The organism is Methanobacterium alkalithermotolerans (assembly GCF_018141185.1).
In the GTDB taxonomy this organism is placed as follows: domain Archaea; phylum Methanobacteriota; class Methanobacteria; order Methanobacteriales; family Methanobacteriaceae; genus Methanobacterium_F; species Methanobacterium_F alkalithermotolerans.
Genome location: NZ_CP058560.1, coordinates 1351164 through 1377944 on the forward strand (window position 1 = coordinate 1351164; position 26781 = coordinate 1377944).

Genomic DNA, 26781 nt, shown 5'->3' on the forward strand with positions numbered 1-26781 from the left:
TTAAAGAATCACCATTAAAGTGATTCATCCTCATCTAATGCTAAACGCATGGTATCCGGGTCCTGGGGCATGTGATCCAAAAAGTCCTCAGCAGCCCGGCGAACATCACGGGAACCAATAATGTATCGGCCTACCACAATGATATCGGCAGAACTATCCAGGGCTTCACCCACTTTAGAAGGAGTGATACCTCCAGCTACTGCTACCAGACCATTTTTACCAATTAGTTCCTTGATCTCCTTGATGTTACCCCATTCGGTCATCTCAGATTGTGCTTCACCACGTTCAGCTTTAAGGGTTTCCAAATCAACGTTACGGTGCAGCAACACAATATCTGGCTTGTAGTCCAGATTATTTAGTTTTTCAACAAAGTTCTCCACATTCATCATATCCAGGATAGAGTAAATGCCCTGTTTTTGTGCTTCGTGGATGGCTTTTTCAATGGATTCGGTGGTTCCCAGTCCAGAGATGGCTACTGCATCGGCAGTTTCATCTGCTGCCATTTTCACTTCTATCCGGCCCACATCCAGGGTCTTTAAATCAGCAATGATGAAGGAGTCCGGCCTTAATTCCCGGATTTTACTGACAATACCCACTCCGAATTTTTTAACCAGAGGCGTACCGGCTTCTAAGAGTATCCTTTCCCGGTCAGGCAAGCTGTTGATGATTCGTTCCATTTCATCCATGTTATCCAGATCCAGGGCCACCTGCAGGTAAGGCGGACTCCATAATCTTACCACACCAAAGCCCATGATAGGGTGAGATCCACGGTCTTTTTCAGCCAATACTTTACCTACTTCAGGGTATTCGCCTACAGCTCTTCTTATAGCCAATCTGGTAGCTCCATAATTGTATTGATAGATTTTCCGGTAATCTTCTGCTTCGGGATGGATAAATACACTCACCACCAGAACCAGGTCTTCCACTTTTTCTTCAGGTATTAAACCTTCTTCTACGGCATCGGCCACGGCTCTTCCCACTGCTGCCTGGGCTGGTCCGAATATCTTCTCAGCATCCTTCAAATCTCCCACAGTTACCTTGGGTACAATGAGGGTGGCGGGTTTGGTCATTAAATTAGGCCGAATAACTGACAACACCGGGGTATGACCCAGTGAAAGTTGGCTAAGGCCGTTAGCAAATGCTGTACCGGCTGGACCTTCTTTATCACCGATAATTAAATCAATATGAGCGATTTCATTTCCGCTTCCAATCAAAGCTTCTCCTATTTTATACATACAAGTCCTCCTAACTGATAATTCTATAATTTTGATTATATAATCCTAACTTATCCCCGGAGGGTAAGTGATTTAAAATTCTCCTTAAATATATGGGAAAATTACAATTTTTTTCCATTCCCTTATTCATTAGCTATATGCTAAAATCAATTTTTAATAAAAATAAGTTTTAAGAGCTCTGGGTATTATTTTCTCCATCATCTACCGGGGTGGTATTGCCTGTACCTGCATTATTATTGTTTACGGGAGGCCGGGTGTGACTCACACTTCTCTCAGGAGAGGTATTGCCTATACTAAAGCTGGTGCTTCCATTATCTGCAAAACGAATCTGAGTCATATTATTAGTTTCATCATCCTGGTTTTGCATATTCATGGCCACTACATAACCTGAGAGTAAAATTACCACCACAGACATGATGACTATGAGAACCGTCTTATAATTCATAAAATTCACCTGTTAAATTAAATAACAATAGATGAATTTTCCTTTATTTCCTATTTATATCTATCGCGTAGTAATTTTAAATAAAATAAATAGCACCAAAATTCCCTAATAAAAAAAAAATTTAAGGAATATTATTAAGCAAATATTCCTTACAAGAGATCTAATTAGTATTCTATTATAGAATTTAATCAATATCTCTTTAAACGATTTTACCATTTATGTAATCGTCGTAGCCCTGTAAATCCAGCATTCCATGGCCGGAGAAGCTGACCACAATGGTTTTTTCCTCTCCGGTCTTTTTGCATTCCCGGGCTTCATCCATAGCTACCTTCAGGGCGTGGGTGGTTTCGGGTGCAGGGACCACTCCTTCGGCTTTGGCAAAGTCCAGTCCGCTCTGGAAGGTGTGCTTTTGATGTACAGATCGGCCTTCTACCAGTCCTTCATGAACCAGTAAGGCTACCTGAGGGGCCATTCCATGGTATCTTAAGCCACCTGCATGCACTGATGGGGGCACAAAGTCATGGCCCAGGGTGTACATCTTCATAAGGGGAGTCATACCGGCGGTGTCTCCAAAGTCATAGCAGTATTCTCCTTTAGTCAGGGTAGGGCAGGAGTGGGGTTCTGCTGCTATGAATTTACAATCAATTTTCCCATCTATCTGATCTTTTATAAAAGGGAAAATAGCCCCTCCAAAGTTACTTCCTCCTCCCACACAGCCAATCATAACATCCGGCGTTTCACCAGCAATCTCCAGCTGTTTTTTGGTTTCCAATCCAATCACCGTCTGATGCAACAATACGTGGTTTAAGACACTTCCCAGAGTGTAGTAAACATTATCATCATTTAGCGCATCCTGCATAGCCTCTGAAATGGCTATACCCAGTGAACCAGGATGGTCAGGATTTTCAGCTAACATTTTCCTTCCAAACTCGGTTTTATTACTGGGGGAGGGAATGACCTCTCCATCATAAATCTGCATAATGGTTTTTCTAAAGGGCTTCTGATTAAAGGAAACCCGCACCATGTAAACAGTACAGTCCATGTCCATCATGGAACAGGCCAGCGAAAGTGCAGTACCCCATTGACCAGCACCGGTTTCGGTGGTTAAACGTTCCACACCGTCTTTTTTAGCATAATAAGCCTGGGCTATGGCGGTGTTCAATTTATGGCTTCCGGTGGGGGAGTAATCTTCCCGTTTATAGAAGATTTTAGCCGGGGTGTCCAGGATTTCTTCCAGGCGTTTGGCCCGGAAAAGAGGGCTGGGCCTACCAATCATTTTATAGACTTCTCTTACTTCTTTTGGGATTTTGATCCATCTTTCCTGGGACATTTCCTGTTCCAGCACACCTTTAGAGAATAATTTAGGTAAGTTTTCTAAATTTCCTCCCTCTTCAGGATTTTTAGGAGCAGGGAGGGGTACAGGTAAATCAGGGTTTATATTATACCATTTTTTGGGTACTTCATCAGAAGGTAGTGTTATTTTGTGCATTATATCACCATATTTGTTCAAATCTATTCCTTAACAGGGATTACTTACTAGGAATCTATACTTAATGTACTATTTAAATCTTTTTTGTACACTTATGTACATTGAATTGTTTTTCACCTTACTTACATTAAATCAGGGGAACATATAGTTTTAACCTTTTAAAAAAAATCCATGATACTCAATCTCCATCACATAAATCTTATAATCAACTCCCTCCCAAGTAGATAATATGAAATTTTTGGCAATAGATGTGGGTACCGGTACCCAGGATATCATGCTATATGATACGACGGAACCAATGGAAAACTCCATAAAGCTGGTTCTTCCATCTCCCACCCGGATAATGGCGGGCAAAATCCGTAAAACTAATACAGATATTTTCATGGATGGGGAGACCATGGGGGGAGGTCCTATAAATCGTGCTCTCTCCCAGCACATAGATAAGGGATATCAGGTGACCATGACTAAAAGGGCCGCCCTCACAGTAAGGGATGATTTAGAGCGGGTGAGGTCCATGGGAATAAAAATCGTGGATTCTAAAAAAGATCTGGAAACAACCCATTTTAAAAATATAACCCTGTCTGATGTGAATTTAGAAGCTCTTAAGAGTAGTCTGGCACCATTTGATGTTAAACTGGACTTTGATTACGTGGGGGTGGCGGTGCAGGACCATGGATACAGTGCCCACATGGGTGACCGGAATTTCAGATTCCTGAAAATCAAAGAAAAACTACAAAAACCCCTCTTTCCAGAGGAATTTGCTTACACAACTCACATTCCTCCTTACTTTTCCCGGATGCAGGCAGTACAAAGAACCTTAAAAGATAAACATCCTCTGGTAATGGATTCTAAATTTGCAGCAGTTTGCGGTGCCACCTGCGACCCGGAGGTCCAAAAAATGGATAGCTACGTGGTAATGGATGTGGGTAATGGTCATACCCTGGCGGCTTCTATTGAAAAAGGGAAAATCAGAGGGATCATGGAACACCATACCGGGGCCCTGACCCCGGAAAAAATTGAAGACTATGTGGAAAAAATGATTAAGGGTACCTTAACCAATGAAGAAATATATAATGACCACGGCCATGGCGCCTGGGTTTTAAAACCGATAAATAAGCTTCAAAAAGTAATTTTAACCGGACCCCGTCGATCTATAGTTGAAAAAACTAATCTACCCTTTTATAATGCCTCCCCTGCCGGGGACGTGATGATGGCCGGACCGGTGGGACTAATTAAAAGTATAAAATATAAAAACAGATAATAGTTCAGGCAAAAACAATTACTAAACTTAAAATTATTTTCAAGGTAAAAAAATTACTAAACTTAAAATTATTTTCAAGGTAAAAAAATTACTAAACTTAAAATTATTTTCAATGTAAAAAAATTACTAAACTTAAGAGAATTTCTATTATCTCTTGATTTTTAATTCTTTTAAATTTTGAGGAAGTTGAATTCGTGATTTTAATGTGTTTAATGGGGTTTAGGTATATATTTATATAGTTTTATGGTTATAGGAGTATTATGAAGTCTTTTGAGAATTATTTCATGAATAAGCAGTATGATCGCGTGAAACAGCTGGGTGATAAGCTTGCTGAGATTGATCCTCTTATTGATTGGGAAGCTTTCAGACCTGTTATTCGAGATATGTATTATAATCAGTCTGAACGTGGTGGTAGGCCTAATAATGATGAAATAGTTATGATAAAGATGTTGGTTTTGCAATCATGGTATGGTTTATCTGATCCTGAGCTTGAAAGACAAGCTAACGATCGAATATCCTTTCAAAAGTTCTTAGGATTCCCTGAAAGAATCCCAGACCGTTCCACGGTCTGGGCATTCAGAGAACGATTAATTGATACTGGTAAAGACGAATATATATGGAAAGAACTGCAAAGACAAATCGATTCCAAGGGACTAAAGGTCAAAGAAGGCGTTATACAGGATGCTACTTTCATTACAGCTGATCCTGGTCATCAAAGAGTTAATGAACCTCGTGGACCTGAAGCCAAAACCAGACGTAATAAAGAAGGAGAATGGTCTAAAAAAGGCGGTAAATCCTATTTTGGATATAAATTACATACACTGGCCGATAAGGATTATGATTTGATACGTAGACTGGAAACTACAACGGCTGAGATCCATGATAGTCAAATTGACCTCAGCAAACCTGGTGAAGTAGTTTATCGAGACCGTGGATACTTCGGAGCAGCCTGCAAAGGATATGATGCCACTATGAAACGTGCAGTGCGTGCACATCCATTGGGAATCCGGGATAAAAATCGCAACAAGCGAATCACCCGAAAAAGATCCGCCGGCGAACGGCCTTACGCCGTAATTAAAAACATATTCAAGTCAGGTCACCATTTAGTAACCACTACACTCAGAGTACACACCAAAAACCTGTTTTCATGCTTCTGTTACAACTTACTACAACTAAAAACCCTGCAAAAAATAAACACAACCTAGCGAACGCTAACCCCAAAAAACCCTGAAATAGTGGATAAAATAGAAAAAAAGAACTAAAAAGCCCTAAAAAAATATAAAAATAACTAAAAAATTACAAAACAAAAATAAATAAATTAAAAAAACAAAGTTAATAGAAATTCTCTTAAAATTATTTTCAATGTAAAAAAATTACTAAAATGGTTGAAAATCATGATAATTGACCCTCATATTCACAGTGTTTATTCTGGAGACGCCACAGGCACCCCCCGGGAAATCATAAAAAAAGCCCGAAAGATAGGCCTGGATGCCATAGCCATAGCAGACCATAACTCCCTTAAAGGTTCACATATGGCCCTTAAAGAAGTAAAAGAATTTAAGAACCTTATTATCATACCTTCCATGGAGGTAACAACTTCCAGGGGCCATATAGTAGCACTGGGAGTTAATCAGGAAATAAAAAAAGGGTTAACTCCTGAAGAAACCATGGAAAAAATACAGGAAGCTGGAGGAGTATCCATTGTACCTCACCCCTTTGTAAGGTACCGGGACGGTCTTTTAGCCCGGACCAACACCCTTAAAATGGATGCTATAGAGACCCTGAACTCTCGCTATATATTTGGTTACTCCAACTGGCGGGCCAAAAAACTGGCCCAGGAAAAAAACATCCCGGAAATAGGATCCAGTGATGCCCACTTTGTGGGAGCCATCGGGAGCTGCGTTACAAAGGTACAGGCTGATTTTTCAATAGATAGTATTCTGGAAGCCATAAGAAAAGGTAAAACCACACCTCAGGGGGGGAGAACTCCCCTACCTTTAATCATTAAAGAAGTGATTAATAAAAAGATAAAAAGGGTGCAGGAGTACCAGGTTTAAGATTTCATTTTTCTGGAGCTAATAACCATGCTGGAACAGATTTCCCAATTCATTCAGGAGCACTTTCTCTATCTACAACCGGGCTACACCTTGCTTAACACCATAGTATTTGGTCTGATACTGGGGCTGGTGGTTTTAGGATTAATTAAAATGTTTAAATGGATTGATAAAGATCCCCAAGATCTCTTCCTACCCCTCATACCATTTATTTTCCTGGGATCCAGTACCCGGGCTCTGGTGGATAACGGTATCTATCCCCTGAATCTCTTACTGGTAACACCGGGTATTTATGTATTGGTGGGCATCCTCACCCTTTTGGTACTCTTTGGGACCATTTTACTGGAAAAAAGAACTGGCAGAGACTACCGCCAGGTCATGTTTTTAATGGGGATGATACTGTGTTTACCCAATATTTTCAACATGGGCCACATTAATTTCCAGGCATTTGCGGCTATTATTGGAATATGGTTACTATTTACCGCTCCTTTTTTTCTTTTAGGTAAAAAATGGAAGTTATTATCAGATAAATTTAATCTGGCAGCACTATCAGCCCATTTATTTGATGCTTCCTCCACCTTTGTGGCGGTGGATTATTATGGCTACTGGGAACAGCACGTCCTGCCGGCCGCCCTTACCGATATGATGGGAACTGCATTTATCATGTTCCCCTTAAAAATAGGGGTTATATTAGGGACAATTTATTTTATTGACTCTGAAATAGAGGATAAAACCATTAAAAACATGCTGAAACTGGCCATATTTATCCTGGGATTGGCCCCGGGTTTGAGAAACTTTTTAAGTTTGATTATGGCCACCTGAAACTCATTTTTAATCCTACTTCTACTGGCTAGATTAAAAAAACCAGAATTTTTTAATACTTTAAAAAAGTGGAGGAGTTTTTAAATTTTACAAATATTTTTATTGAGTAATAGAAAATAGATTATTCATAGATAAAATTCCAGTAATTATAGATGGAATTTTTAAACTAAAAGCCAAACCCTTGAGGATAAGTCTATGTACATAGAAAAAGTAAAAAAGAACATGAATTTACCGGAAACGGTGCGTATATTTGATACCACCCTCCGGGACGGCGAACAAACACCTGGTGTGGCCATAACGGTGGATGAAAAGATAGGCATAGCTAAAAAATTAGACCAGCTAGGTGTAGATGTTATTGAAGTGGGGTTTCCTGCTGCTTCTGAAGGTGAAAAAGAAGCAGCAAAAGCAATTTTAGATCTGGGATTGAATGCGAAAGTCTGTGGTTTGGCAAGGGTTTTGAAAAATGATCTGGATGCAGTCCTGGATAGTGATGTGGACTACATTCATACCTTTATTGGTACTTCTCCTCTGCATCGGGAATACAAATTGAAAATGAGCCAGGAACAAATACTGGATAAAGCAGTAGAGGCAGTGGAATATGTGAAAGACCATGGGGTGCTGGTGGAATTTTCCGCCGAAGATGCCACCCGGACCGAATTCCCCTTCCTTAGTGAAATATATCAGTCGGTGGAGGATGCCGGGGCAGATTACATCAATGTACCTGATACTGTGGGGGTCATGGTTCCCAGTGCCATGCACTGGCTCATAAGTAAACTGAACAAGGACATTAACATTCCCATCAGTGTGCATTGTCATGATGACTTTGGACTGGCAGTGGCCAATTCTCTCTCCTCAGTGGAAGCCGGGGCCCAGCAGGTACATGCCACCATAAATGGCCTGGGTGAAAGGGCAGGTAATGCCTCTTTAGAAGAAGTGGTGATGGCCCTCATAACTCGATATGACCTTCCACTGGATATAAGGACCTCTCAACTGGTTAATTTATCCGATTTTGTTTCCCGCATTACTGGAGTTAGAATGCCACCTAATAAGGCCATTGTAGGTGAAAATGCATTTGCTCATGAGGCAGGAATCCATGTGCACGGGGTCTTAGAAAAGGCAGAAACCTATGAACCCATCACTCCCGAGATGGTGGGACACACCCGGAGAATTGTACTGGGTAAACACACTGGAGCAAATGCTCTGCGCTCTAAACTGGATGAATACGGTATTGAAATGAGTGAAAAACAATTCTGCACCGTCTATGATCAAATCAAGGATCTGGGTGATAAGGGCAAAAAGGTGACTGACGCGGATTTAAAGGCCATTGCGGTAACTGTACTGGGTCGGGCTAAAAAAGAAACAGTTAAATTGGAAGGATTTGCGGTTATGACTGGAGAAAATGTGATGCCCACCGCCACGGTGAAACTACGCATCCACGAGGAGTTAAAAACCGCTTCCAAAACCGGGGTGGGACCGGTGGACGCCGCCATAAATGCCATACATAGTCTGGTTAGTGAAACAACCGATATTGAACTTAAAGAATATAATATTGAGGCTATAACTGGCGGTACCAATGCCCTGGCTGAAGTATTCGTGGTGATGGGAGATATGGAGGGTAACCATGCCACCGGTCGTTCTACCCGTGAAGATATTGTTATGGCCAGTGTGGAAGCGGTTTTAGATTCTATAAACAAAATATTAATGGTAAAGTAGTAAAAAAGAAGATGATATGTGGATTTTAAATAAAATCTTTATATTTTAGGGCATTTATGAATCTTCGAAAAAAAACACTGCTCATGATTGGGGCCACCTTACTGGCCCTGGTCCTGATTTTATATGCCACTTCTCAGATTATCCTGGTAACGGGGCTAACCAATCTGGAAGAAGACAACATTAAACAGGATGCTGCAAGATTTGAAGAAGCTATTTTAATAGAGGAACAAAATTTAAATGCCTTCACCCGGGAAATGGCCTCCTCTGATGAGACTTATAACTTCATGCTTAATCAGAATCAACAATTTATTGACCATAATCTGGATGATAACTTATTTTCCGCCATGGGAATCGATCTAGTTCTTTTTTTCGATAACCAGGGCCACATAATATATGTTAAAAGATTAGACCAGGAAAATCAGGCACTATCCACTCTTCCCGAAGGTATGGGAGACTATAATTCCTTAAAATCTCTTTTTTTTAATAATTCCACCCCCTCATCAGGGGGCATACTCAATCTCCCGAATACACCTCTATTAATATCTATAAGTCCGGTAACTGGTTCTAATACCAACAGCACAGTTCGAGGAACTGTTTTAATGGGTCGGAATTTAAATAAACATTTTATTTCATCCTTTTCTAACTTTACCCAGTTGCAACTGGAACTCTCACCATATAACCTCCCTGAAGCTGGAAGAGATTTTCAAGATGCTCAGGCGGCTTTTAATAGGAATGAAAATATATTTATTACTTACAATGGTAGCGAAAGTATTTCAGCCTATGGATTTTTAAATGATATTGAAAATAACCCGGCAATTATTTTTAAAATTACTGATTCCCGTCTTTACTATGCTAAAACATTAAATAGTATCTATTATTTCATGGCCATGATTATTATTGCTGGTTTTATTATGGGATTTTCAATTTTAATCTATCTGGATAAATCAGTCCTCTCCAGTCTGTCTCAGTTAGGTGCCAATATAAAATTCATTGGAGAAAAAAAGGATTTCTCAGCCAGGTTCCCGGTTAGTGGTGATGATGAGTTTTCTCTACTTACCCGGTCCTTAAATAAAATGATGGAAAAACTGGAAAATTCCCACCGGACTCTTCAAAAAAGCGAAACAAAATTCAGGCAACTGGCAGAAAATATTGATGAGGTCTTTGGCATATACGACCTGAAAAAGAAAAGATTCATTTACCTTAGCCCGGCCTTTAAAGATATCTGGGGCAGAGACCCCCAGGAACTATATGATGATCCCCGTAAGTGGAAGGACTACCTGGATGGCCGGGATAAGGTAAAGGGAATAGATGTATTTTCTAAAATCAAAAATAATAATTTAAATGAAGAAGAGAAAATACAATTCCCTATCAAAAGACCGGATAATTCCATAAGGTGGATTGAAGCCCGTTTATCTCCAGTCAAAGACCATTCGGGGAACGTAAATCGGGTGGTGGGTATAGCCACCGATATCACCAGGGATAAAGAGGCAGAATATCAGCTAAAAAGCACTAAAAAGCGGCTGGATTTTCTAATTTCTGCCACTCCGGCCATCATATACACCCTGAGTATTCATCCTCCTCATAAAACTACCTTCATCAGTAACAATGTAAAAAAACAAACAGGTTATTCTCCTGATGATTTTTTAAAAGATTCTTACTTCTGGATGGACCGGATACATCCTGATGATGTTTCCCATGCCCTGGCAGATTTAGGGACCTTACTCCAGAAAGGCCAGCACTACTATGAATACCGTTTCCAGAGGAGGGATGGTAAATTTATCTGGATGAGAGATGAAGCCAATGTAATTATGGATGATAAGGGGCAGCCGGTGGAAATTGCCGGCTACTGGATAAATATCACTAAAAGAAAAGAAGCAGAAGAAGCTCAAAAAGAATCTGAAAGAACATATAAAACCATATTTGAAAATACAGGAACTGCCACGGTGATAATGGATAAAAAAATGGATATAATGCTACTTAATACTGAATTTGAAAAATTATCTGGATACTCTCGGGAAGAAATCCAGGCAGGGATGAATATGAGAGAATTCACCCTGCCCGGGGATCTGGAAAACTATTATAATCTTTTAATCCAGGTTAAAAATACTCCCTATTCTCATGAATCTAGTTTTAAAACCCGGGAGGGAAAAATTAAAGAGGTTATTGTCACACTGGCTTTAATTCCAGGTACAGAACTTTATGTATCATCTTTTCTCGATATAACTGACCATAAGATGGCGGATAATAAATTAAAAGCTTCACTTAAAGAAAAAGAGGTACTGCTCCAGGAGCTGCATCACCGGGTTAAAAATAATCTGCAGGTGATTTCCAGTTTACTGTCTTTACAATCCCGTTACCTCACTGATAAGAAAAGCCAGGAATTATTTAATGAGAGCCAGAACCGGGTGCGCTCCATGACCCTGATTCATGAAATGCTCTATAAGTCACCGGACCTGTCCCAGGTGGGTTTCAAGCAGTATATTAAGGAACTCTCTTCGGTGCTTTTAAGTTCCTATGGGGCTTCTAAAAACCAGATTTCATTTAAAATGGAGGTGGGAGACATCTATCTGGATATCAATAAGGCTATTCCCTGTGGACTTATCCTCAACGAATTAATCACCAATTCCCTTAAACACGCCTTTGGGTCTGGTCCCGGGGAAATAAAGGTTTCTTTCCAAAAAAAAGAACCGGGAACTTATGTGCTGGAAGTAGAAGATAATGGGGTGGGTATTCCAGAGGACATAGATATAAATAAATCTAAATCCCTGGGCTTGAGACTGGTTAGAACCCTTACCCAACAGTTAGGAGGATCATTATCCCTGGAAAAAGTTCAGGGCACAAAATTTAAGATAATATTCAAATAGATTATTTAAAGAAGGTGTTAGATATGAGTGGCCCCAAGATAATGGTTGTTGAGGATGAGAGAATAACTGCCGAAGATATAAGGGATGGTCTGGAAGAAATGGGTTATCAGGTACCGGCCCTGGTATCCAGTGGTGAAGAAGCAATAGAAAAAGCAAAAGAAATATTTCCGGATTTAATCTTAATGGATATAAAACTGGAGGGAGATATAGATGGTATAGATGCTGCAGAGGAGATAAGGAGCCGATATGGCATACCGGTAATATATTTAACTGCATATTCTGATGAAAATACTGTGGAAAGAGCTAAAATAACTGAACCCTCCGGTTATATCCTCAAAGGGGCCAGTGGATTTTTAAATAAACCTTATGAGGAGGGTGAACTTCATGATGCTATTGAAATAACCCTGCATAAGCATAAAATAGAAACCAGGTTAAGGGAAAACCAGAGATGGCTGAATACTATTTTAAAGAATGTTTCCGATTCAGTTATTGCCACTGATCCTGATTTTAATGTTAAATTTTTAAATCCAGTAACTGAAAATCTCACCGGATGTCTCCGGGAGGATGTACTGGGAAATCATCTCTTTAAATTACTTAATCCTGTATCGGATCTTCTTGAATCTTTAAAAAAAGAAATAACTTCTGAAACATTGCCTTCTAAGGTAACCTTTGAAGAAGGAATTAAAACCAGAGATAATCTCCAGATACTAATTCAGGGCTCAATAACTCCGGTTATCAATGAAAAAGATGAAATTGAAGGGTTTTTACTGGTATTCACTCCCCGTTAAATATTCATATTTTTTTTAATCCAGTAGGAGACATGATATTAATTTAAGCTTTTAAACATATCTAAAAAGCCTTTTTATCTTTTAAAGTCTTTAAAATTAAAATATTATAATTTTAATTATTTTAATCCTAAATTAAATCTTATTCCTCTATTTTAGGAATAATAACACAAAATATATATAATATTTAGTTACTCAAACATAATATAGTCATTCTTACGGAGGTCGAAGTGATGCCAGAGGAAAATATTGTATACATCGGAAACAAGCCTGTAATGAACTATGTATTAGCTGTTGTGACCCAAGTGAATGGTGGAACTGCTCAAGTTGTTTTAAAAGCAAGGGGAAGGGCTATAAGTAGGGCCGTAGACGTTGCAGAAATAGTTAGAAACAGATTCATACCAGAGATTGAAATTGAAAACATTGACATATCTACAGAGGAAATCGTAGGAAATGAAGGCGGAGCCACGAATGTTTCTGCCATTGAAATCCAACTTCGAAAAGAATAATAAAAGATTAAAAAATTAATCTTTACTTATTTTTAATATTTCTTTAAGCCAGTCTATTTAAGTTAATTTTTTTTAAACCTTATTTATAATCTTTTAATCTTATCTAGTTCTTTCTTTTAAAAAATAAGGGGATTAAAAAAACTATCCCTAGTTTAAATATCCCGGTTGAATTTGGTCACACCCAGGGCAAAAAATAGCGCAGTGAAACCCACCAGGACCAGCACTTCCAACCATATATCTCCTATCCCGGCCCCTTTTAACATCACTGATCGCAAGGCGTTATTTGCATAGGTTAAGGGAACCAGATAGGCTATTTGCTGAAATATCCAGGGCATGGTTTCCAGAGGATAAAAAACTCCAGATACAAACATCATGGGCATGGTAAAGGGCATTACCATCTGCATGTAATCTTCCTGGGTTCCTACCCGGGCGGAAATCATAATCCCGAAACCTACAAAACAAAGGGCGGATAGTACCAGTAATAAAAGGGTCAAGCCCATCCCTCCCTTTATAACTATTCCAAAGAGAATTATGGCGGCTATTATAAGTATCAAAGCTCTACCAGTTTCTATTATGAGCTTGGATATGATCTTACCTCCGACTACGGTACTAACACTGGTGGGGGTCATAAATAATCGGGCCAACTCTCCCCGTTCTCTCTCACCGGCAATGGATTCTCCCATACCAAACATGCAGGAGAACATGACGGTCATGGCCAAAACCGCCGGGACCAGAAAGTCAATATAATCTATATCCCCATATAATTTATCTATCTGGAAATTAATGGAATAGAATACATTCTGGAGACTGGTAGATAATCCCGGGGCCTGGTTAGGATTTACCGGGGTGGAATTAACTCCAATACCGCCACGGGCAGTACCCATGCCCATCATCTCCATCCTTTTTATACCCAGCTCACTGGAAATCCGGTTGAAAAGGCCTTGAGTGGCGGGTATAATTGCCTGGCTGGCCATTTGATCGGATGAATCAACATACAGTACCACGTCCTTTGGTGAAATATTTTGAAGATCTTCATAATCAGGAGGAAGTACTATGGCTGCTTTGGCTTCCCCATTTTCCACCATTTCCCTGGCCTTGTCCGGGTCATTCATCACCGCCTTAACATCATACAAACTCATATTCTCTATGGCCTGCATGGTTTGTTCTGTTACTGGACCTTCACTTTGTTCCACCAGCACCACCGGTATGTTTTCCAGAGATCCTCCCATACCATAACCAAAAAGGGTGATCATGATTATGGGGAAGAGTAAAAGGGACATTAAACGAGGTTTATGCCTCCACAGCACCATCAAGTCTTTTTTCAGCATCCACATAATTTTTTTCGTTTCCATATTATTCCCCCGGGTCCTTACCAGTCACTTTCATAAAAACATCTTCCAGGGAGGGGTCTCTGGTGGCTATGGAAGTTATATTGCCCTGGTTTTTAAGCACGGTTTCTATAACATCATTCACTGCACAACTGGAGCTATCCTCCATATCCATAATTATACGTCCTGATGAATGTTCTTTTAATCCACAAACTGCAGGTAAACCTTTAATTTCTTTTATAAGGTCTTTATTGAGGTTGGTCACCATAATGCTCATCTGCTTATTTTCCACTTTTTCTTCTTTGTCCGGGTTGGAAATATTTTCAAGTGGTATATCCCGGGTATTTTTTTCTATGAGTGAATCTTTTAGGCTCTGAGGGGTGTTAAATGCGGCCAGTTTTCCCTGATTGATTATACCTACATTATCACACAGCAGCTCCACTTCATACATGTCATGGGAACACAGTACAATGGTATGTCCCTTTTCATTCAAATCATAAATCAAATCCCACAGGACCCTTTTGGTGCTGGGATCCAGCCCAATGGTGGGTTCATCTAAAAATAATATATCTGGTTGATGCACCAGACTGGCCACCACCGAAACCTTTTGTTTTTGCCCCCCGGAAAGTTGCTTCACCATTTTATCCTCAGCATATTTAATATCCACCAGTTCCATTAATTCCACAATTCGCTCTTTTTTCAACTCCCGGGGCATGCCATAATAATCGGCACAAAGCTCCACATTTTCTCTAACTGTAAGATCTCCATAGAGACTCACCAGCTGGGGAACCATACCAATTTTTTTACGCACCTCATTGGGGTTCTCCCGCACGTCATAACCAGCCACCCGGGCAGTGCCCTGGGTGGGCTGGATAAGGCAGGTTAGCATTTTTATGGTGGTGGTTTTACCTGCACCATTGGGCCCTAAAAAACCAAATATGCTTTTTTCTTTGATTTTCATATTAAGGGCATCTACTGCTGTGAAATCTCCATAGTCTTTAGTAAGGTCAAAGGTTTCAATAGCATACTTCATTTCAAGTTCCCTCCTCATTTATCTTTATCCGGGGCGAACATTTCACCCCAGAAATCCTCCCATAAAGGGGCTATTTTACTTTCAATAACATTTTTTATCCGCTGGATAGTAGCCTCACCATCAGGGGTTATTTCATAATACTTCACTTTCCTTTTTCCCTGGGCTTCCCAGATTCCTTTAATTAAACCTTTTTTTTCCAGATCATGCAAAATGGGATATATTACACTGGGACCTGGTGGTTTAAGATTAGCATGGGCTTCTTCCAGGGAATAGTAATGGTGGAGTTTATTCATGATTTCATATCCATGCAGCCTGTTTTTACTAATCATCCATAATACCATGGTTTTTCCAAATCCTCGCATAAAACTCCTGATCATTTTCTGGTCAAAACCCTGCAGGGGGATTTCTTCTGGAACTTTTTTTTTATCAGAGTCCATATTTTCCTTATCTTCTTCCAAAAATTCATCTCCTTTTACTTTAAGGTGAATAAAAATACAGGGACTGTAATCAAAAAACATCTATAAGCACTATATCGCGGCCCAATATATCCATTTACTGATATATCAATTTTTGATATAAGTTAGAAGTTTTTTTCCATATATAAATTTTTCCAAAAACAGGCTCCTGATAAATTATATCCTGCCGGGAATATATATACAGATACAATTTTATCATTCTTTAAAATAAAAAATAAAGAGCTTACTATCCACCTTAGAAAATAATTTAAGAATACGAGGAATTATAATGAAAATAGGTTTTTCTACCCTGGCTCTCTTTATGAAATCCTTTGAAGATATGCTGGACCAGGCCTGGGGGGATGGCTTTGATTTAATGGAGATACTCTGTGAAGGACCCTACTGGCCTCGAAATATTCTGGAAAACGGATTAAAGGAATTGGAAATTTTCCAATCCTATGATATAACCATATTCCTCCATTCTCCCACCATTGATTTAAACCCGGCCAGTATAAACCCGGGTATCAGGGAAGAAAGCAGATTGCAATTAAGGGAAACAGTGGACCTGGCGGCGGAAATAGATGCTCAAACTGTAACCACTCATCCCGGGCTTATCCGGCGCCAGGATCCGCATGTGCGAAAATTTGCCCTGGAACACGCCATTGAAACCCTCACACTCTGCACCGACTATGCTAAAGATCGGGGAATTAATTTTTCAGTAGAAAACATGCCCCACCGATTTTCTTATATCTGCAACAGTGCACCGGAACTTCAAAAAGTAATAAATGAATGTGGATGTGGAGCCACAGTGGATATGGGCCATGCCAATACCAGTAAAAATCCAGAAGATTTCTTAAAGATACGAAATACTTTTTATTACCACCTGAGTGATAATGATGGCGTTAAAGACCAGCACCTGCCCTTAGGGGAGGGAAAAATGGATTTAAAACTTTTGAATAATATTGATAAGGGTATAATTGAATTAAATAACTATGAAAATGTCTTAAAAAGCAGAGAACTGATTAAGACTATAACCTGATGGGGATAGAATATGGAATCAAAAAAAATCCCGGAAAAAGAATGGATGAGTACCAGCCGTATACAAACCCTGACTGATGGAATCTTCGCTATCGCCATGACTCTGCTGGTTTTAAACCTGGAAGTACCTGATTTTCCCTCCAGTGTAACTGATGCGGAATTTTCCACCTTTTTAATAGGTATGATCCCTAAGTTCTATGTTTATGGCCTTAGTTTCATACTCCTGGCTGTTTTCTGGAGGATTAATCATGCTCAATTCCATGTTATAAAAAAAGCAGACATGGGTCTTATTCGGATAAATATCTTATGGCTGCTTTTTGTAGCGTTGGTACCCTTTTCTACCATACTTATTGGTGAATATGGGGAACTTCCCTCTGCGGCTCTTTTTTTTAACTCTAACATGTTTATTATTGGAGTATTATCCTTTATCAACTGGTATTATTCCTATAAAAAGGACTTAACTAGCACGGATAAGAGCTCCCGAACATTTCGACGTTATATGGGAATCAACCTCATGTTTCCTATTTCTGCACTCCTGGCTATGGGAGTAAGTTTTTATCATCCCAGTCTGAGCACAGTTGTCTATGCCACCATACCCTTTATTAAATACCTGGATAATGTATTGCAAAAAAAATATGATGATGGAAAATAATTCAGGGCCTGATATAAATCCAGCCCTGATGTTGCTTTTTAACCAGCTCTCCCACACCAGAAGGGACCACCTGCACTGAATCCAGAAGCTCACTAACTGCAATACCCATTCCCTTGATGGTATTACCACAACCTGCAAAGATAACTCCTTTCCCCGCTAAACTTTCCATATGGGGGAAAAATGGAGAACCCTTTAAAAAAAGTTGCAAACCCGGCCCATATGCCACCAGTTCCAGTTCCAGATTTTCACCAGCCATATCTTCCATCAAATTATTCAGATTATTTAAAACCAGGTTAATCCGCTGGGGGTTGTTTTCATCTAAATGGAATATCACCTTATAATCTACCATTTCTCATCACCTAATTTATAGTAACACCACAGCACCGTTAATTTAGCCTTCAATTTTCTTTTTCTAAGTGCTAATGATATTTTCATTAAATAATACTTCATATATACGTCCGGGCATAAATTTATTACCATTAATTTAGAGAGTTCATATTATGAGTTGCTATTTAAGACACATGAAGGCCATTTTAGCGGATGCCGGGATAGAACCTCAAAATAAAGAGGAAAGAAAAGCTGTTGATTTGGCAATACGCCAGGCTACAAATCAAAAAAAGAATGAAAAATGCAACATAGTCTGGAAAGAAGTTAAAAACTGGATACAGGATGAAAAGAAAAAAACACGCTTATCTAATTCCCTTAAAGAATGGAATAGCCCAAAATAATATTTAAAAATCCAGATTCTTTATTTCTTCTATATTTTCTATTATCACATCTGCTGCATCATAAACCTTCTGCGGAAGATCTTCCTTTTGCTGGGTAGTTAAAACCCCTAAATCTGCTTCCTTTAAAGCTAAAATATCATTGGATCCATTACCCACCATCATCACCTGGTACTTTTTTTTAAGTTCTGCCACAATCTCCTTTTTCCGACGGGTATCTGCGGTGGGAAATACATTTTCCGGGGGAATGGAAAGGTAACTGGCCAGTTGTTTAAGGGATCCTTTACGATCTCCTGAAGCAATAAAAATACTCACCTCTTTCTTCTTAAGATATTCCACCACAGATCGAACTTCCGGGAATATCCTGCCTCCGGAACTGATGGTAAATTCCACCTGGCCCCGGGCCATATCTATGATGAAACCAGAACCACTGCATATTTCCACATCATAGTCTTTATCTACAACGGCCTGAATGGTATCCTGAATATCTTTTAAAGTTGAATTATCATTTTCAAGTGCTTTTAATACTTCTTTTTTAGTATAATCCTGGTAAGAATAACTTATATCAAAACTAACCTTGTTACGGGTTATGAATTCATAAATAGTTTGCCTGGATTGGGCATTAAGAAGACATTTACCTGGATCAGTCTGCAGCACCACCAGTGCCAGATCAGGGGTATAATCAATAACGTCCATGGAATTCAGATGATCGCAAATCTCTCCAGTTTTTATATGTTTCAATACCCGATCCCTTCTAATAAGGGTTCCAGAGTTATCAAAAACCACTGCCTGGGGCTTCATATATAGGAATGGGATCACCTCATTTAAAAACTATACTCACTTACTCTGAAATAGAAACTTTAATAAAAAGTCTTAAAAATTCCAGGGAATCTTAATTACTAAAAAATGAATAATTAAAAACTTATTTTAAATGCATTTAAAATAAAATAAGCACCGATAATCACTAGAAAAAGTCCACAGACCTGGAGAATGTTTTGGTGGGTCTGGGGTTTCATTTTACGGGATCCCCGTGAACTTAAAAAAGACACGGTACTGTACCATAATAAATCCGAAGACCAGTGACCAATTAAAAAGCCTGAAATCCCCACCAGGCCGGCTAGAGCAACCCCCTGGAATAAAAATGCACCTCCAATAGTGGCCCACCATATAAAAAAATAGGGATTACTTATGCTGCTTAATATACCCTCTAAAACTGAATGGGATTTAGATTTCAATTTTAAATTCCCTTCCGGGACTTTGAGGTAGGGTTTGCTTTTTACCATCTGAAGACCCATCACTATGAGTACCAATCCGCCTATTAATCCTATTATAAATGTCGCTGGAGCAGAACCAATCAACCATCCTAAGCCGGCAAATAAGAGAATTACCAGGATGATTTCACTTATAATATGGCCGGAAATTATCAATGGTCCGGCTATAAATCCTTTTTCTACAGAATCGGAAATGGTAACACTTAACATAGGCCCCGGGGCCAGTGCTCCGGATAGTCCCACTAAAAAAGAAGTGGCAGTAAATAAGGCCAATTCCATCATAAAATCACTAATCTTATTTTTTTAAAATGAATATTTGATTAAATTATTTAATTGCATTTATTGAGTATCATGGTAATCTGGTTAATATGATAATCAATCTCTTCTATCTGATCTTTTCTAAGTGATCTGGTACGACTTAAATGTCTGAAGCGCTCCAATACGTGGTTCATTTTATTTAAGACTTCCAAGAGGTAGACTCCTTGCTGATACATAAAATCACCACATATATATTGGCCCTTCCTGAATATAAATATGTATTTTTTTAAAAGATACCCGAAAATGGATTATTCCAGCAGATTTATCTTATGGCCCTTTTTACCTGCACTTGCTTTATTATAAATTGTCCAGGCGGTGGTAATATCCTGTACAGCTAATCCGGTGGAATCAAAAATAGTTATATCCTCATCAGACATTCGGCCAGGTATTTTACCGTTAATCACATCCCCTAATTTTCCCTTCAGGTCCTCTTTTTTCAGGATCCCCTGGGATAGAGGGACATTTATCTCTCCACTATGGCTGGCCTGATCCCAGCAATCAATAAATACTCGGGATTTAACTAAAATTGATGATTCTAACTCCTGTTTTCCAGGTGCATCTGCCCCCATGGCATTTATATGGGTCCCGGGAGATATCCATTCACTTTTTATAATGGGATCATCCACCGGGGTTACGGTGACCACCGCGTCTTTATTTTTAACCGCATTTTGAATACTGTCCACCGCTTTAACCGGGATATCATATTTTTCTGTCATGTTCCGGGCAAAATTTTCACGGGAAGAACAGGTACGGCAATACACCTGAGCCTCTTTAATATCCATCACTTCATTAAGGGCCATAAGTTGAGTATAAGCCTGTTTACCTGCTCCTACAATCCCCACTATTTCCGAGTTATCCCGGGCCAGGTGTTTGGCCGCTACTCCTCCAGCCGCCCCGGTACGCATATTGGTTATCCAGGTACCATCCATTATGGCCAGGGGAAAACCAGTTTCAGGATCCACCAGCTCAATTACAGCCATAACCGTAGGAAGATCATGTTTTTGGGGATTCTCCGGGTGGACATTAACCATTTTAACTCCTGCTTTTCTCATTTCTTCCAGATAACAGGGCATTATTCTGAGATCTCCCTTAAATTCATTAAAATAAAGATATTCTTTAGCTGGCATCTGGATGTTTTTCCGGGAGTGTTCCACATAGGCGGTTTCCACATCTTGCAAGACGTCTTTCATTTCAACTAGCTGTTTAATTTCACTTTGATTTAGAATAATAGTTTCAGGCATGATGTCATCCTTCTTAGGGGGTATAAAACCAGGAGGTAGTTTTTGAGTATTATTCCTAAACTTATAAATTTAACTATTGGTGTATAATAGTTCACTTTATGAGAATATTCAAATCAGGAAAGGCACTTTCTTTTTATACTCCTCATAGTCTGGATTTTCCTTTAAAATTTCTTCTTCTTCCTTTTTAGAGACCTTTAAATACTTATAAATTAATATTGGACTAAAAATCAGGGTTAAAGGAGTGGGCCACCCATAAAACCATCCCAGTATAACCAGTATAAATCCCAGATACTGGGGATGGCGACTGTAAGCATAAATTCCTTTATCCACCAGATTATCATCTTTAGAATTACGGTAGAGGGTAATCCAGCTTATGGTAATCAGTAAAGTTCCTCCTATGATTAAAATGGAACCATATAACATGGCCAGGTCCATGCCCAGCTCCACCCCCATAAAATTAATTACCAGCAGATTAGGAGGTAGCTGGGTTCCCGGCACAAAGAAATACTTAGAGGCCAGTAAAATGGTTAAAGGGATCCCATACATTTCCACAAATAAAGAAACAAAAAATGCAGTTACCAGACCATATTCCACCCATTGGGCTTTCCGGCGATAAGATAATGGTATTAAAAATGCTAAAAAGATTATAATAAAAAAAACCACCACCTGCCACTGTTGGGTGATCACCATGGTTATGATATTACTGCTCAGGTAGACCTGAAAATGCAAATAGAAATCTGAAACAAAAAATAAGGGCACCGAAAGTAGCATAATCAAAAAAATCTTAAAACCCGGATTGCGCGGTGTTTTCATAGTATCTGACCCTGGACGCACTCTATATTCTTAAGGTAGGAATTTAATTTAATTTAAATCCTTCATGAGCATATATTAACTACATATTATAAGAATTATTTTATAAGTTCCATGGTAAATTTATCTATTAGCAACCTTTTATTATCTGGAAAAAGTATAACATATTATTCAACTTAGTAGTCTTAAGAATCTTATATGATATTATAACCTTCAAAATTCAGTAAGGACATTTATAAGGTGTTATTATGAATATTCTGGAAAAATCAGAATTAATAAAAAATCAGGAACTCACAGCCCGGGAAAACGTGGAAAGATTTTCAGAGATAATTGACCAGAAAAACCCTCAAATCAATGCTTTTCTGGAGATTAATAAGGAACAGGCCCAAAAAAAAGCTCTTGAAATCGATCATCGCCTTAAAGAGGGGGAGAAAGTTGGTAAACTGGCCGGACTGGTTATTGGTATTAAGAGCAATATCAATGTGGAGGATTTCACCATATCTGCGGCCTCTCCCACTCTGGAAAACTATCTGGGGAGCTATGATGCGACCGTTGTAAAAAGGATAAAAGAAGAAGATGGCATAATAATGGGAATGACCAATATGGATGAGTTTGCTGCTGGTAGTTCTACTGAAAGTTCCTATTATGGTCCTACCAACAACCCGGCTGCACCAGGTTTAATACCCGGAGGATCCAGTGGAGGGAGTGCTGCTGCTATTGCCGCTGGCATGTGTGACCTGACCCTGGGATCAGATACTGGAGGATCTATTCGTAATCCGGCTTCCCATTGTGGAGTAATGGGATTTAAACCCACCTATGGTGCGGTGTCCCGGCAGGGATTACTGGATCTGGCCATGAGCCTGGATCAAATCGGGCCTTTTGCTGATGATGCATCTGGAATTGCACTTATGCTGGAGAGTATCGCGGGATGGGATCCTCAGGAATGCACTTCCATGGAGTGGGAGGTACCATCTTTTAGTAATCTGGTGGGTGAAGATGGAAAAGAAACACTAAAAGGAATGAAGCTGGGCATAGTAAAACAATTCCAGGAGGTCACGGATAAGCCCATAGTTAAAATTATTGAAAAATCCATTGACCAAATGCAGGAGATGGGGGCAGAAGTAGTGGAATTAAGCTTCGATTATATAGATTTATGCCTGCCTACTTACTACCTGATAAACTATGTGGAATTTTTCTCTGCCACCCGAAAGTACGATGGCCGAAAATATGGTTCCAAAATAGAAGAAGTGTGTGGAGATGAAGTACTCCGTAGAATTCACATGGGATCCTACATATCTCAGAAAGAATTCAGTGGAAAATACTATAAAAAAGCCCTCCAGGCCCGCTCTTTGATCAGAAAAGAAATAACACGGCTCTTGAAGGATGTGGATTTACTGGTAGGTCCCACTGTACCTAAACTACCTCATAAGGTGGGAGACACTCTGGAACCTCTGGAAATGTATGCTTATGATGTGCTGACGGTTATGGCCAATCTGGCAGGTATACCTGCCGGTAGCCTCAAAGCAGGAGAAGTTAAGGGAGTGCCGGTGGGATTGCAAATGCAGGGTAAACCACTGGAAGATGCAAAGATTATACAGGCCATGGATGCTTTTGAAAATATAAATAAATAAAACTTATCTCTTAAACCCCCCTATTTTTTTTTAAAATATGACCACTAATAAGGCTAAAATATGAAAATCGGACTGGTATATGTTAAAGGAGCGGTTCCTGGTTTTGAAGACTTTGGATTCTTACCAACTCACCTGCTTAAAGGCAATGGTATGGTTAAAGGCGAAAAAGCCCATAAAGTATTAGATGGCCTGATAATACCCGGAGGCAGTATCATGGAATCAGGAAGCCTGACTGGTGAACTGGGAGAGGAAATCCACCGGATGAACCAGGAAGGTAAATTCATTCTGGGTATTTGTTCTGGTTTCCAGGTACTGGCCCAAAAAACAGATATCGGCCGCCGGTCACCCTGTCCCATCATAAAAGAAGGTTTAGGGATTCTGGATGTTAGCTTCAGCCCCCTGATAAGCAATGACCAGGTGGAGGCCACCATTGTGGATGAATCTTTTCTAACCCGGGGACTGCGTGGAGAAACCATATCTGGATTTCACTGCCATACCTATGGTCAACTGGAAGGAGAAGGCCCAACTATTTTAAAATCAAAAATAAAACGGGTTAATTATTCTGATAGCCCTCAGGAAGTAGTTGCTGGTGTAAAAAATCTTGAAGGAAATGTGGTGGGTACCATGCTCCATGGGTGTCTGGATGAAAATCCTGCTCTGGTTGAAAACATACTGGAATTTTTAGGAGCCAGTGAAAAACAAGTTCAGGGCATTTATAATGATAATAAAGAATTATTAAAGAAAATAAAACAGGAAGTAGGAATAGAAACAGGATTAAAGCCATCTGAAAATGTTAATAAAACCATGAATAAATTCCGGGAAGGTGCAGATAGGATACCCCCTACTTTAATGATTGCCAGCACCGGATCAGATTCAGGAAAAACATTCATATCCACTGGCCTGGCCGGAGCTTTATATAAAAAAGGACTTAAAGTAGCTATTTTGAAGGTGGGGCCGGATATCCGGGACATAGTACCGGCCCTGTACCTCACCAAGGGAAAAATGGAGAAATATTCCTCCATAAAAATAGGGCATCTGGGCTGGATGGAACTTACTTTAGCCCTTGAAAATTTAAAAAAGAATCAATTTGATCTGGTTATTATAGAAGGTGTCATGGGAGTCTTCACCGGGATTTTAAATGAAAAAATACCATACTCTGGGGCAGAAATTGCCCTTGCTGCTAATATTCCAGTTATTATGGTATCCGGGTGTAATAAAGGCGGAATAGAGACTGCTGCTGTGGATGTGGTGTCTCAGGTTAAGCTCTTAGAAAAAATGGGAATAAAAGTCCCGGGAATAATCCTTAACCGGGTTTATAATCAGGATATCTTCCACCATGTAAAAAAATATATTAAAAAAGAGACCCGAACCCGGCAGGTAATGGCTTTACCTAAAGTCAAAATGAAACAAAGGGGCACCACCCCGGAGGTGGAAATAAAACTAGAGGAATTTTGTATTTCTGCACTTAAAACTGCGGAAGAACATCTGGACCTTAATAAAATATTAATGATGGCCCACGAACCTGAATTTAGTGGATACTTAACCCGGGAAGATATTGAAAACTTTTTTTAAATTCTAATCCTCTATTTCTTCTTCAAATAGATCTTCCCCATCATTGTGTATCTCGATACCATTACTGCCAATACCATAGGATAAAAACTGGGTGGGGGTTTTAGTGCTCCTCATTTTTATAATGTCCATCACTCTCTCCCTACGTCCTGTGTAGGGGTTTTCCCGTCGGGCTAATTTTATAGCACCATAAACTGAAAAAAGGGCCAGTTCATTGAATTCATGGGATGTGGCTGAGTCGAGTATTAACACCGAGGTAATTCCCCTTTGCTTTAATTCATAAACCAAAAGATCAAACTGGTTACGGAAATCATAAGGGGTTAACTTAGCAGTATATCCTCCTAAACTATCTATAATCACCACTTCCGTTTCCGGGGGTATGTCATGTAATATTTTGGTAAAATTACCCTTCATAGGATCCATATCCATACTGATTTCTGCTTCAGTTATTCTGGCCCGGATCCCGGTTAATTCAATAAAGGTGAGCATTCCTTTTTCTTCCAATTCCTGGGTATTCCAACCAAATGAATTAGCCTGCACATGCAAATCATAGGAATCTTCTTCAGCAGTAATATAAGCAGTACTATAACCCATATCACAGCTGCTTTTGGCAAACCTCAAACCAAATATTGTTTTCCCACAACCAGCGTCCCCGGTTATAAGAACTGATCTTCCTGCTGGAAAACCTCCCAATGCCTCGTCTAATCCATCTATGCCTGTTCCAATCCTCTCCATCATACCATCCCTCTTAATATTTCCATAATTATCAATTTTTCAGTATTTAACTAAAAGATCATCTAAGTTTTTAAGATTGCTTATTATATTAGGGGATATTAATTCCCTCTTAATCTTTTAAATATTTCTTGTAAGATTCTATAACGTCATCCCCATTTAAAAATACCATCTTATGCTTTTCGGCATATTTCCGGGCATCAGCAGTACTTAAAGATTCCCCATTTTCATCATCCATCATTTCACAGCAAACCGCCACCGGGGTAAGGCCAGCCATCTCCATAAGGGCAATACTCATTTCAGTATGGCCTTTTCTTTTAAGCACATGTCCTTCTGCCGCCCGGAGGAGGGTTACATGACCCGGTGCACGGAATAACTTACCTAAATCTGCTTGATTTTCATTTTTACAAAGCTTAGCCAGTTCCTTGATGGTGAAAGCCCGGTCATTATCAGTTATACCGGTGAAGGTTTCCCGATGATTCAGGGTAATTGAAAAGGCAGACTTCTCATCGTAAGGGATGTCCGTTGGCGACAATTCATTTAAAACCGGATATTTTCCAGCAGCAACTTCCATTATATCGGTCATAAAAGGTATGCCTAATTTTTGGGAGTGTTCTGAGGAAATAGGTACACATACCAGACCCCCGGCATCATTCCGGATACGGGTCATATGGGCACTGGTCATAAACTCCGCAGCAACAATCATGTCTGTTTCCCGTTCCCGGTTATCATTATCAAAAACTAAAACTATTTCTCCGTTTCTTAAGGCTTCTAATGCTTTTTGAATCATATAATCACTTG

At 39.5% G+C, this 26781-nt stretch carries 27 protein-coding genes; 13 read left to right on the forward strand and 14 right to left on the reverse strand.

All coding sequences use genetic code 11. The annotated features are described in order from the left end of the window. Window positions 1-14 precede the first annotated feature (14 nt). The 3 genes from HYG87_RS06660 to HYG87_RS06670 form a co-directional block, all read right to left on the reverse strand. A complete protein-coding gene (locus HYG87_RS06660; RefSeq protein ID WP_211532418.1) occupies window positions 15-1235 on the reverse strand; it encodes a bifunctional 5,6,7,8-tetrahydromethanopterin hydro-lyase/3-hexulose-6-phosphate synthase in 1221 nt (406 codons plus the stop codon). A 169-nt stretch (window positions 1236-1404) separates the two neighbouring features. Beyond that, the gene (locus HYG87_RS06665; RefSeq protein WP_211532419.1) at window positions 1405-1680 is read right to left on the reverse strand and encodes a hypothetical protein; all 276 of its coding nucleotides are present in this window, start codon (window positions 1678-1680) and stop codon (window positions 1405-1407) included. A 199-nt stretch (window positions 1681-1879) separates the two neighbouring features. Continuing rightward, complete coding sequence (locus HYG87_RS06670) at window positions 1880-3172, reverse strand: TrpB-like pyridoxal phosphate-dependent enzyme (protein ID WP_211534242.1); 1293 nt, start codon at window positions 3170-3172, stop codon at window positions 1880-1882. Window positions 3173-3398: 226 nt separating this feature from the next. Here HYG87_RS06670 and HYG87_RS06675 point away from each other — a divergent pair, with 226 nt between their 5' ends. The 8 genes from HYG87_RS06675 (at window position 3399) to albA (ending at window position 13177) form a co-directional block, all read left to right on the forward strand. Next, window positions 3399-4430, forward strand: a complete 1032-nt coding sequence (locus HYG87_RS06675) for a DUF1786 domain-containing protein (RefSeq protein ID WP_211532420.1) — start codon at window positions 3399-3401, stop codon at window positions 4428-4430. Between the two features lie 260 nt (window positions 4431-4690). Further along, entirely contained in the window at window positions 4691-5635 is a 945-nt protein-coding gene (locus tag HYG87_RS06680; protein ID WP_211532421.1) for an IS5 family transposase, read from the forward strand. Between the two features lie 189 nt (window positions 5636-5824). Continuing rightward, window positions 5825-6487 carry a CehA/McbA family metallohydrolase gene (locus HYG87_RS06685; RefSeq protein WP_211532422.1) on the forward strand — a complete coding sequence of 221 codons (663 nt, stop codon included), beginning with the start codon at window positions 5825-5827 and terminating at the stop codon, window positions 6485-6487. A 27-nt stretch (window positions 6488-6514) separates the two neighbouring features. Beyond that, window positions 6515-7306, forward strand: a complete 792-nt coding sequence (locus HYG87_RS06690) for a DUF63 family protein (protein ID WP_211532423.1) — start codon at window positions 6515-6517, stop codon at window positions 7304-7306. Between the two features lie 195 nt (window positions 7307-7501). After that, window positions 7502-9019, forward strand: coding sequence for a 2-isopropylmalate synthase (locus HYG87_RS06695; protein WP_211532424.1), 1518 nt, complete (start codon window positions 7502-7504; stop codon window positions 9017-9019). Window positions 9020-9075: 56 nt separating this feature from the next. Beyond that, window positions 9076-11883 carry a PAS domain S-box protein gene (locus tag HYG87_RS06700; RefSeq protein WP_211532425.1) on the forward strand — a complete coding sequence of 936 codons (2808 nt, stop codon included), beginning with the start codon at window positions 9076-9078 and terminating at the stop codon, window positions 11881-11883. Window positions 11884-11906: 23 nt separating this feature from the next. Continuing rightward, window positions 11907-12671 (forward strand): ATP-binding response regulator, encoded by a 765-nt coding sequence (locus tag HYG87_RS06705; protein WP_211532426.1) that lies wholly within the window; start codon window positions 11907-11909, stop codon window positions 12669-12671. A 230-nt stretch (window positions 12672-12901) separates the two neighbouring features. After that, window positions 12902-13177 (forward strand): DNA-binding protein Alba, encoded by a 276-nt coding sequence (albA, locus tag HYG87_RS06710; protein ID WP_211532427.1) that lies wholly within the window; start codon window positions 12902-12904, stop codon window positions 13175-13177. A gap of 152 nt (window positions 13178-13329) precedes the next feature. On the opposite strand, the gene HYG87_RS06715 is transcribed toward albA, so the two are convergent. Genes HYG87_RS06715 through HYG87_RS06725 form a run of 3 tightly spaced genes read right to left on the reverse strand, consistent with a single transcriptional unit; the run spans window position 13330 to window position 16056 of the window. Next, the gene (locus HYG87_RS06715) at window positions 13330-14529 is read right to left on the reverse strand and encodes an ABC transporter permease (protein ID WP_211532428.1); all 1200 of its coding nucleotides are present in this window, start codon (window positions 14527-14529) and stop codon (window positions 13330-13332) included. Between the two features lies 1 nt (window position 14530). Continuing rightward, a complete protein-coding gene (locus HYG87_RS06720; protein ID WP_211532429.1) occupies window positions 14531-15538 on the reverse strand; it encodes an ATP-binding cassette domain-containing protein in 1008 nt (335 codons plus the stop codon). Window positions 15539-15552: 14 nt separating this feature from the next. Then, window positions 15553-16056, reverse strand: coding sequence for a PadR family transcriptional regulator (locus HYG87_RS06725; protein WP_249164820.1), 504 nt, complete (start codon window positions 16054-16056; stop codon window positions 15553-15555). 226 nt (window positions 16057-16282) lie between these two features. Between HYG87_RS06725 and HYG87_RS06730 the strand changes: the two genes are divergently transcribed. Together HYG87_RS06730 and HYG87_RS06735 are read left to right on the forward strand one after the other, a co-directional pair. After that, the gene (locus tag HYG87_RS06730; RefSeq protein WP_211532430.1) at window positions 16283-17032 is read left to right on the forward strand and encodes a sugar phosphate isomerase/epimerase family protein; all 750 of its coding nucleotides are present in this window, start codon (window positions 16283-16285) and stop codon (window positions 17030-17032) included. A gap of 12 nt (window positions 17033-17044) precedes the next feature. Beyond that, window positions 17045-17683 carry a TMEM175 family protein gene (locus HYG87_RS06735; RefSeq protein ID WP_211532431.1) on the forward strand — a complete coding sequence of 213 codons (639 nt, stop codon included), beginning with the start codon at window positions 17045-17047 and terminating at the stop codon, window positions 17681-17683. Between the two features lies 1 nt (window position 17684). On the opposite strand, the gene HYG87_RS06740 is transcribed toward HYG87_RS06735, so the two are convergent. Continuing rightward, window positions 17685-18032 carry a DsrE family protein gene (locus tag HYG87_RS06740; protein ID WP_211532432.1) on the reverse strand — a complete coding sequence of 116 codons (348 nt, stop codon included), beginning with the start codon at window positions 18030-18032 and terminating at the stop codon, window positions 17685-17687. Between the two features lie 151 nt (window positions 18033-18183). On the opposite strand from HYG87_RS06740, the gene HYG87_RS06745 reads away from it, so the two are divergent. Further along, the gene (locus HYG87_RS06745) at window positions 18184-18411 is read left to right on the forward strand and encodes a hypothetical protein (RefSeq protein WP_211532433.1); all 228 of its coding nucleotides are present in this window, start codon (window positions 18184-18186) and stop codon (window positions 18409-18411) included. 3 nt (window positions 18412-18414) lie between these two features. Here HYG87_RS06745 and HYG87_RS06750 read toward each other — a convergent pair whose 3' ends face one another. From HYG87_RS06750 to HYG87_RS06770, 5 genes are all read right to left on the reverse strand, one after another. Continuing rightward, on the reverse strand, window positions 18415-19209 hold the full coding sequence (locus HYG87_RS06750; RefSeq protein WP_211532434.1) for an HAD family hydrolase: 795 nt from the start codon (window positions 19207-19209) through the stop codon (window positions 18415-18417). Window positions 19210-19322: 113 nt separating this feature from the next. Continuing rightward, on the reverse strand, window positions 19323-19961 hold the full coding sequence (locus HYG87_RS06755; protein ID WP_211532435.1) for a LysE family transporter: 639 nt from the start codon (window positions 19959-19961) through the stop codon (window positions 19323-19325). A 47-nt stretch (window positions 19962-20008) separates the two neighbouring features. After that, a complete protein-coding gene (locus HYG87_RS06760; protein ID WP_211532436.1) occupies window positions 20009-20173 on the reverse strand; it encodes a hypothetical protein in 165 nt (54 codons plus the stop codon). Between the two features lie 72 nt (window positions 20174-20245). Beyond that, entirely contained in the window at window positions 20246-21238 is a 993-nt protein-coding gene (gene ala, locus HYG87_RS06765) for an alanine dehydrogenase (protein WP_211532437.1), read from the reverse strand. A gap of 108 nt (window positions 21239-21346) precedes the next feature. Continuing rightward, window positions 21347-22051, reverse strand: coding sequence for a methyltransferase family protein (locus HYG87_RS06770; RefSeq protein ID WP_211532438.1), 705 nt, complete (start codon window positions 22049-22051; stop codon window positions 21347-21349). Between the two features lie 245 nt (window positions 22052-22296). Here HYG87_RS06770 and gatA point away from each other — a divergent pair, with 245 nt between their 5' ends. Then, the gene (gene gatA / locus HYG87_RS06775; RefSeq protein ID WP_211532439.1) at window positions 22297-23679 is read left to right on the forward strand and encodes an Asp-tRNA(Asn)/Glu-tRNA(Gln) amidotransferase subunit GatA; all 1383 of its coding nucleotides are present in this window, start codon (window positions 22297-22299) and stop codon (window positions 23677-23679) included. Between the two features lie 60 nt (window positions 23680-23739). Continuing rightward, entirely contained in the window at window positions 23740-25251 is a 1512-nt protein-coding gene (locus HYG87_RS06780; RefSeq protein ID WP_211532440.1) for a nucleotide-binding protein, read from the forward strand. Window positions 25252-25254: 3 nt separating this feature from the next. Here HYG87_RS06780 and HYG87_RS06785 read toward each other — a convergent pair whose 3' ends face one another. Together HYG87_RS06785 and ribB are read right to left on the reverse strand one after the other, a co-directional pair. Beyond that, entirely contained in the window at window positions 25255-25983 is a 729-nt protein-coding gene (locus tag HYG87_RS06785; RefSeq protein WP_249164900.1) for an ATPase domain-containing protein, read from the reverse strand. Between the two features lie 109 nt (window positions 25984-26092). Further along, on the reverse strand, window positions 26093-26770 hold the full coding sequence (gene ribB / locus HYG87_RS06790) for a 3,4-dihydroxy-2-butanone-4-phosphate synthase (RefSeq protein WP_211532442.1): 678 nt from the start codon (window positions 26768-26770) through the stop codon (window positions 26093-26095). Window positions 26771-26781 lie beyond the last annotated feature (11 nt).

Coding starts and splice junctions, on each gene's coding strand:
- HYG87_RS06660 (WP_211532418.1), bottom strand. CDS start 1,235: ATGTATAAAATAGGAGAAGCTTTGATTGGAAGCGGAAATGAAATCGCT.
- HYG87_RS06665 (WP_211532419.1), bottom strand. CDS start 1,680: ATGAATTATAAGACGGTTCTCATAGTCATCATGTCTGTGGTGGTAATT.
- HYG87_RS06675 (WP_211532420.1), top strand. CDS start 3,399: ATGAAATTTTTGGCAATAGATGTGGGTACCGGTACCCAGGATATCATG.
- HYG87_RS06680 (WP_211532421.1), top strand. CDS start 4,691: ATGAAGTCTTTTGAGAATTATTTCATGAATAAGCAGTATGATCGCGTG.
- HYG87_RS06685 (WP_211532422.1), top strand. CDS start 5,825: ATGATAATTGACCCTCATATTCACAGTGTTTATTCTGGAGACGCCACA.
- HYG87_RS06690 (WP_211532423.1), top strand. CDS start 6,515: ATGCTGGAACAGATTTCCCAATTCATTCAGGAGCACTTTCTCTATCTA.
- HYG87_RS06695 (WP_211532424.1), top strand. CDS start 7,502: ATGTACATAGAAAAAGTAAAAAAGAACATGAATTTACCGGAAACGGTG.
- HYG87_RS06700 (WP_211532425.1), top strand. CDS start 9,076: ATGAATCTTCGAAAAAAAACACTGCTCATGATTGGGGCCACCTTACTG.
- HYG87_RS06705 (WP_211532426.1), top strand. CDS start 11,907: ATGAGTGGCCCCAAGATAATGGTTGTTGAGGATGAGAGAATAACTGCC.
- albA (WP_211532427.1), top strand. CDS start 12,902: ATGCCAGAGGAAAATATTGTATACATCGGAAACAAGCCTGTAATGAAC.
- HYG87_RS06715 (WP_211532428.1), bottom strand. CDS start 14,529: ATGGAAACGAAAAAAATTATGTGGATGCTGAAAAAAGACTTGATGGTG.
- HYG87_RS06720 (WP_211532429.1), bottom strand. CDS start 15,538: ATGAAGTATGCTATTGAAACCTTTGACCTTACTAAAGACTATGGAGAT.
- HYG87_RS06725 (WP_249164820.1), bottom strand. CDS start 16,056: ATGTTTTTTGATTACAGTCCCTGTATTTTTATTCACCTTAAAGTAAAA.
- HYG87_RS06730 (WP_211532430.1), top strand. CDS start 16,283: ATGAAAATAGGTTTTTCTACCCTGGCTCTCTTTATGAAATCCTTTGAA.
- HYG87_RS06735 (WP_211532431.1), top strand. CDS start 17,045: ATGGAATCAAAAAAAATCCCGGAAAAAGAATGGATGAGTACCAGCCGT.
- HYG87_RS06740 (WP_211532432.1), bottom strand. CDS start 18,032: ATGGTAGATTATAAGGTGATATTCCATTTAGATGAAAACAACCCCCAG.
- HYG87_RS06745 (WP_211532433.1), top strand. CDS start 18,184: ATGAGTTGCTATTTAAGACACATGAAGGCCATTTTAGCGGATGCCGGG.
- HYG87_RS06750 (WP_211532434.1), bottom strand. CDS start 19,209: ATGAAGCCCCAGGCAGTGGTTTTTGATAACTCTGGAACCCTTATTAGA.
- HYG87_RS06755 (WP_211532435.1), bottom strand. CDS start 19,961: ATGATGGAATTGGCCTTATTTACTGCCACTTCTTTTTTAGTGGGACTA.
- HYG87_RS06760 (WP_211532436.1), bottom strand. CDS start 20,173: ATGTATCAGCAAGGAGTCTACCTCTTGGAAGTCTTAAATAAAATGAAC.
- ala (WP_211532437.1), bottom strand. CDS start 21,238: ATGCCTGAAACTATTATTCTAAATCAAAGTGAAATTAAACAGCTAGTT.
- HYG87_RS06770 (WP_211532438.1), bottom strand. CDS start 22,051: ATGAAAACACCGCGCAATCCGGGTTTTAAGATTTTTTTGATTATGCTA.
- gatA (WP_211532439.1), top strand. CDS start 22,297: ATGAATATTCTGGAAAAATCAGAATTAATAAAAAATCAGGAACTCACA.
- HYG87_RS06780 (WP_211532440.1), top strand. CDS start 23,740: ATGAAAATCGGACTGGTATATGTTAAAGGAGCGGTTCCTGGTTTTGAA.
- HYG87_RS06785 (WP_249164900.1), bottom strand. CDS start 25,983: ATGGAGAGGATTGGAACAGGCATAGATGGATTAGACGAGGCATTGGGA.
- ribB (WP_211532442.1), bottom strand. CDS start 26,770: ATGATTCAAAAAGCATTAGAAGCCTTAAGAAACGGAGAAATAGTTTTA.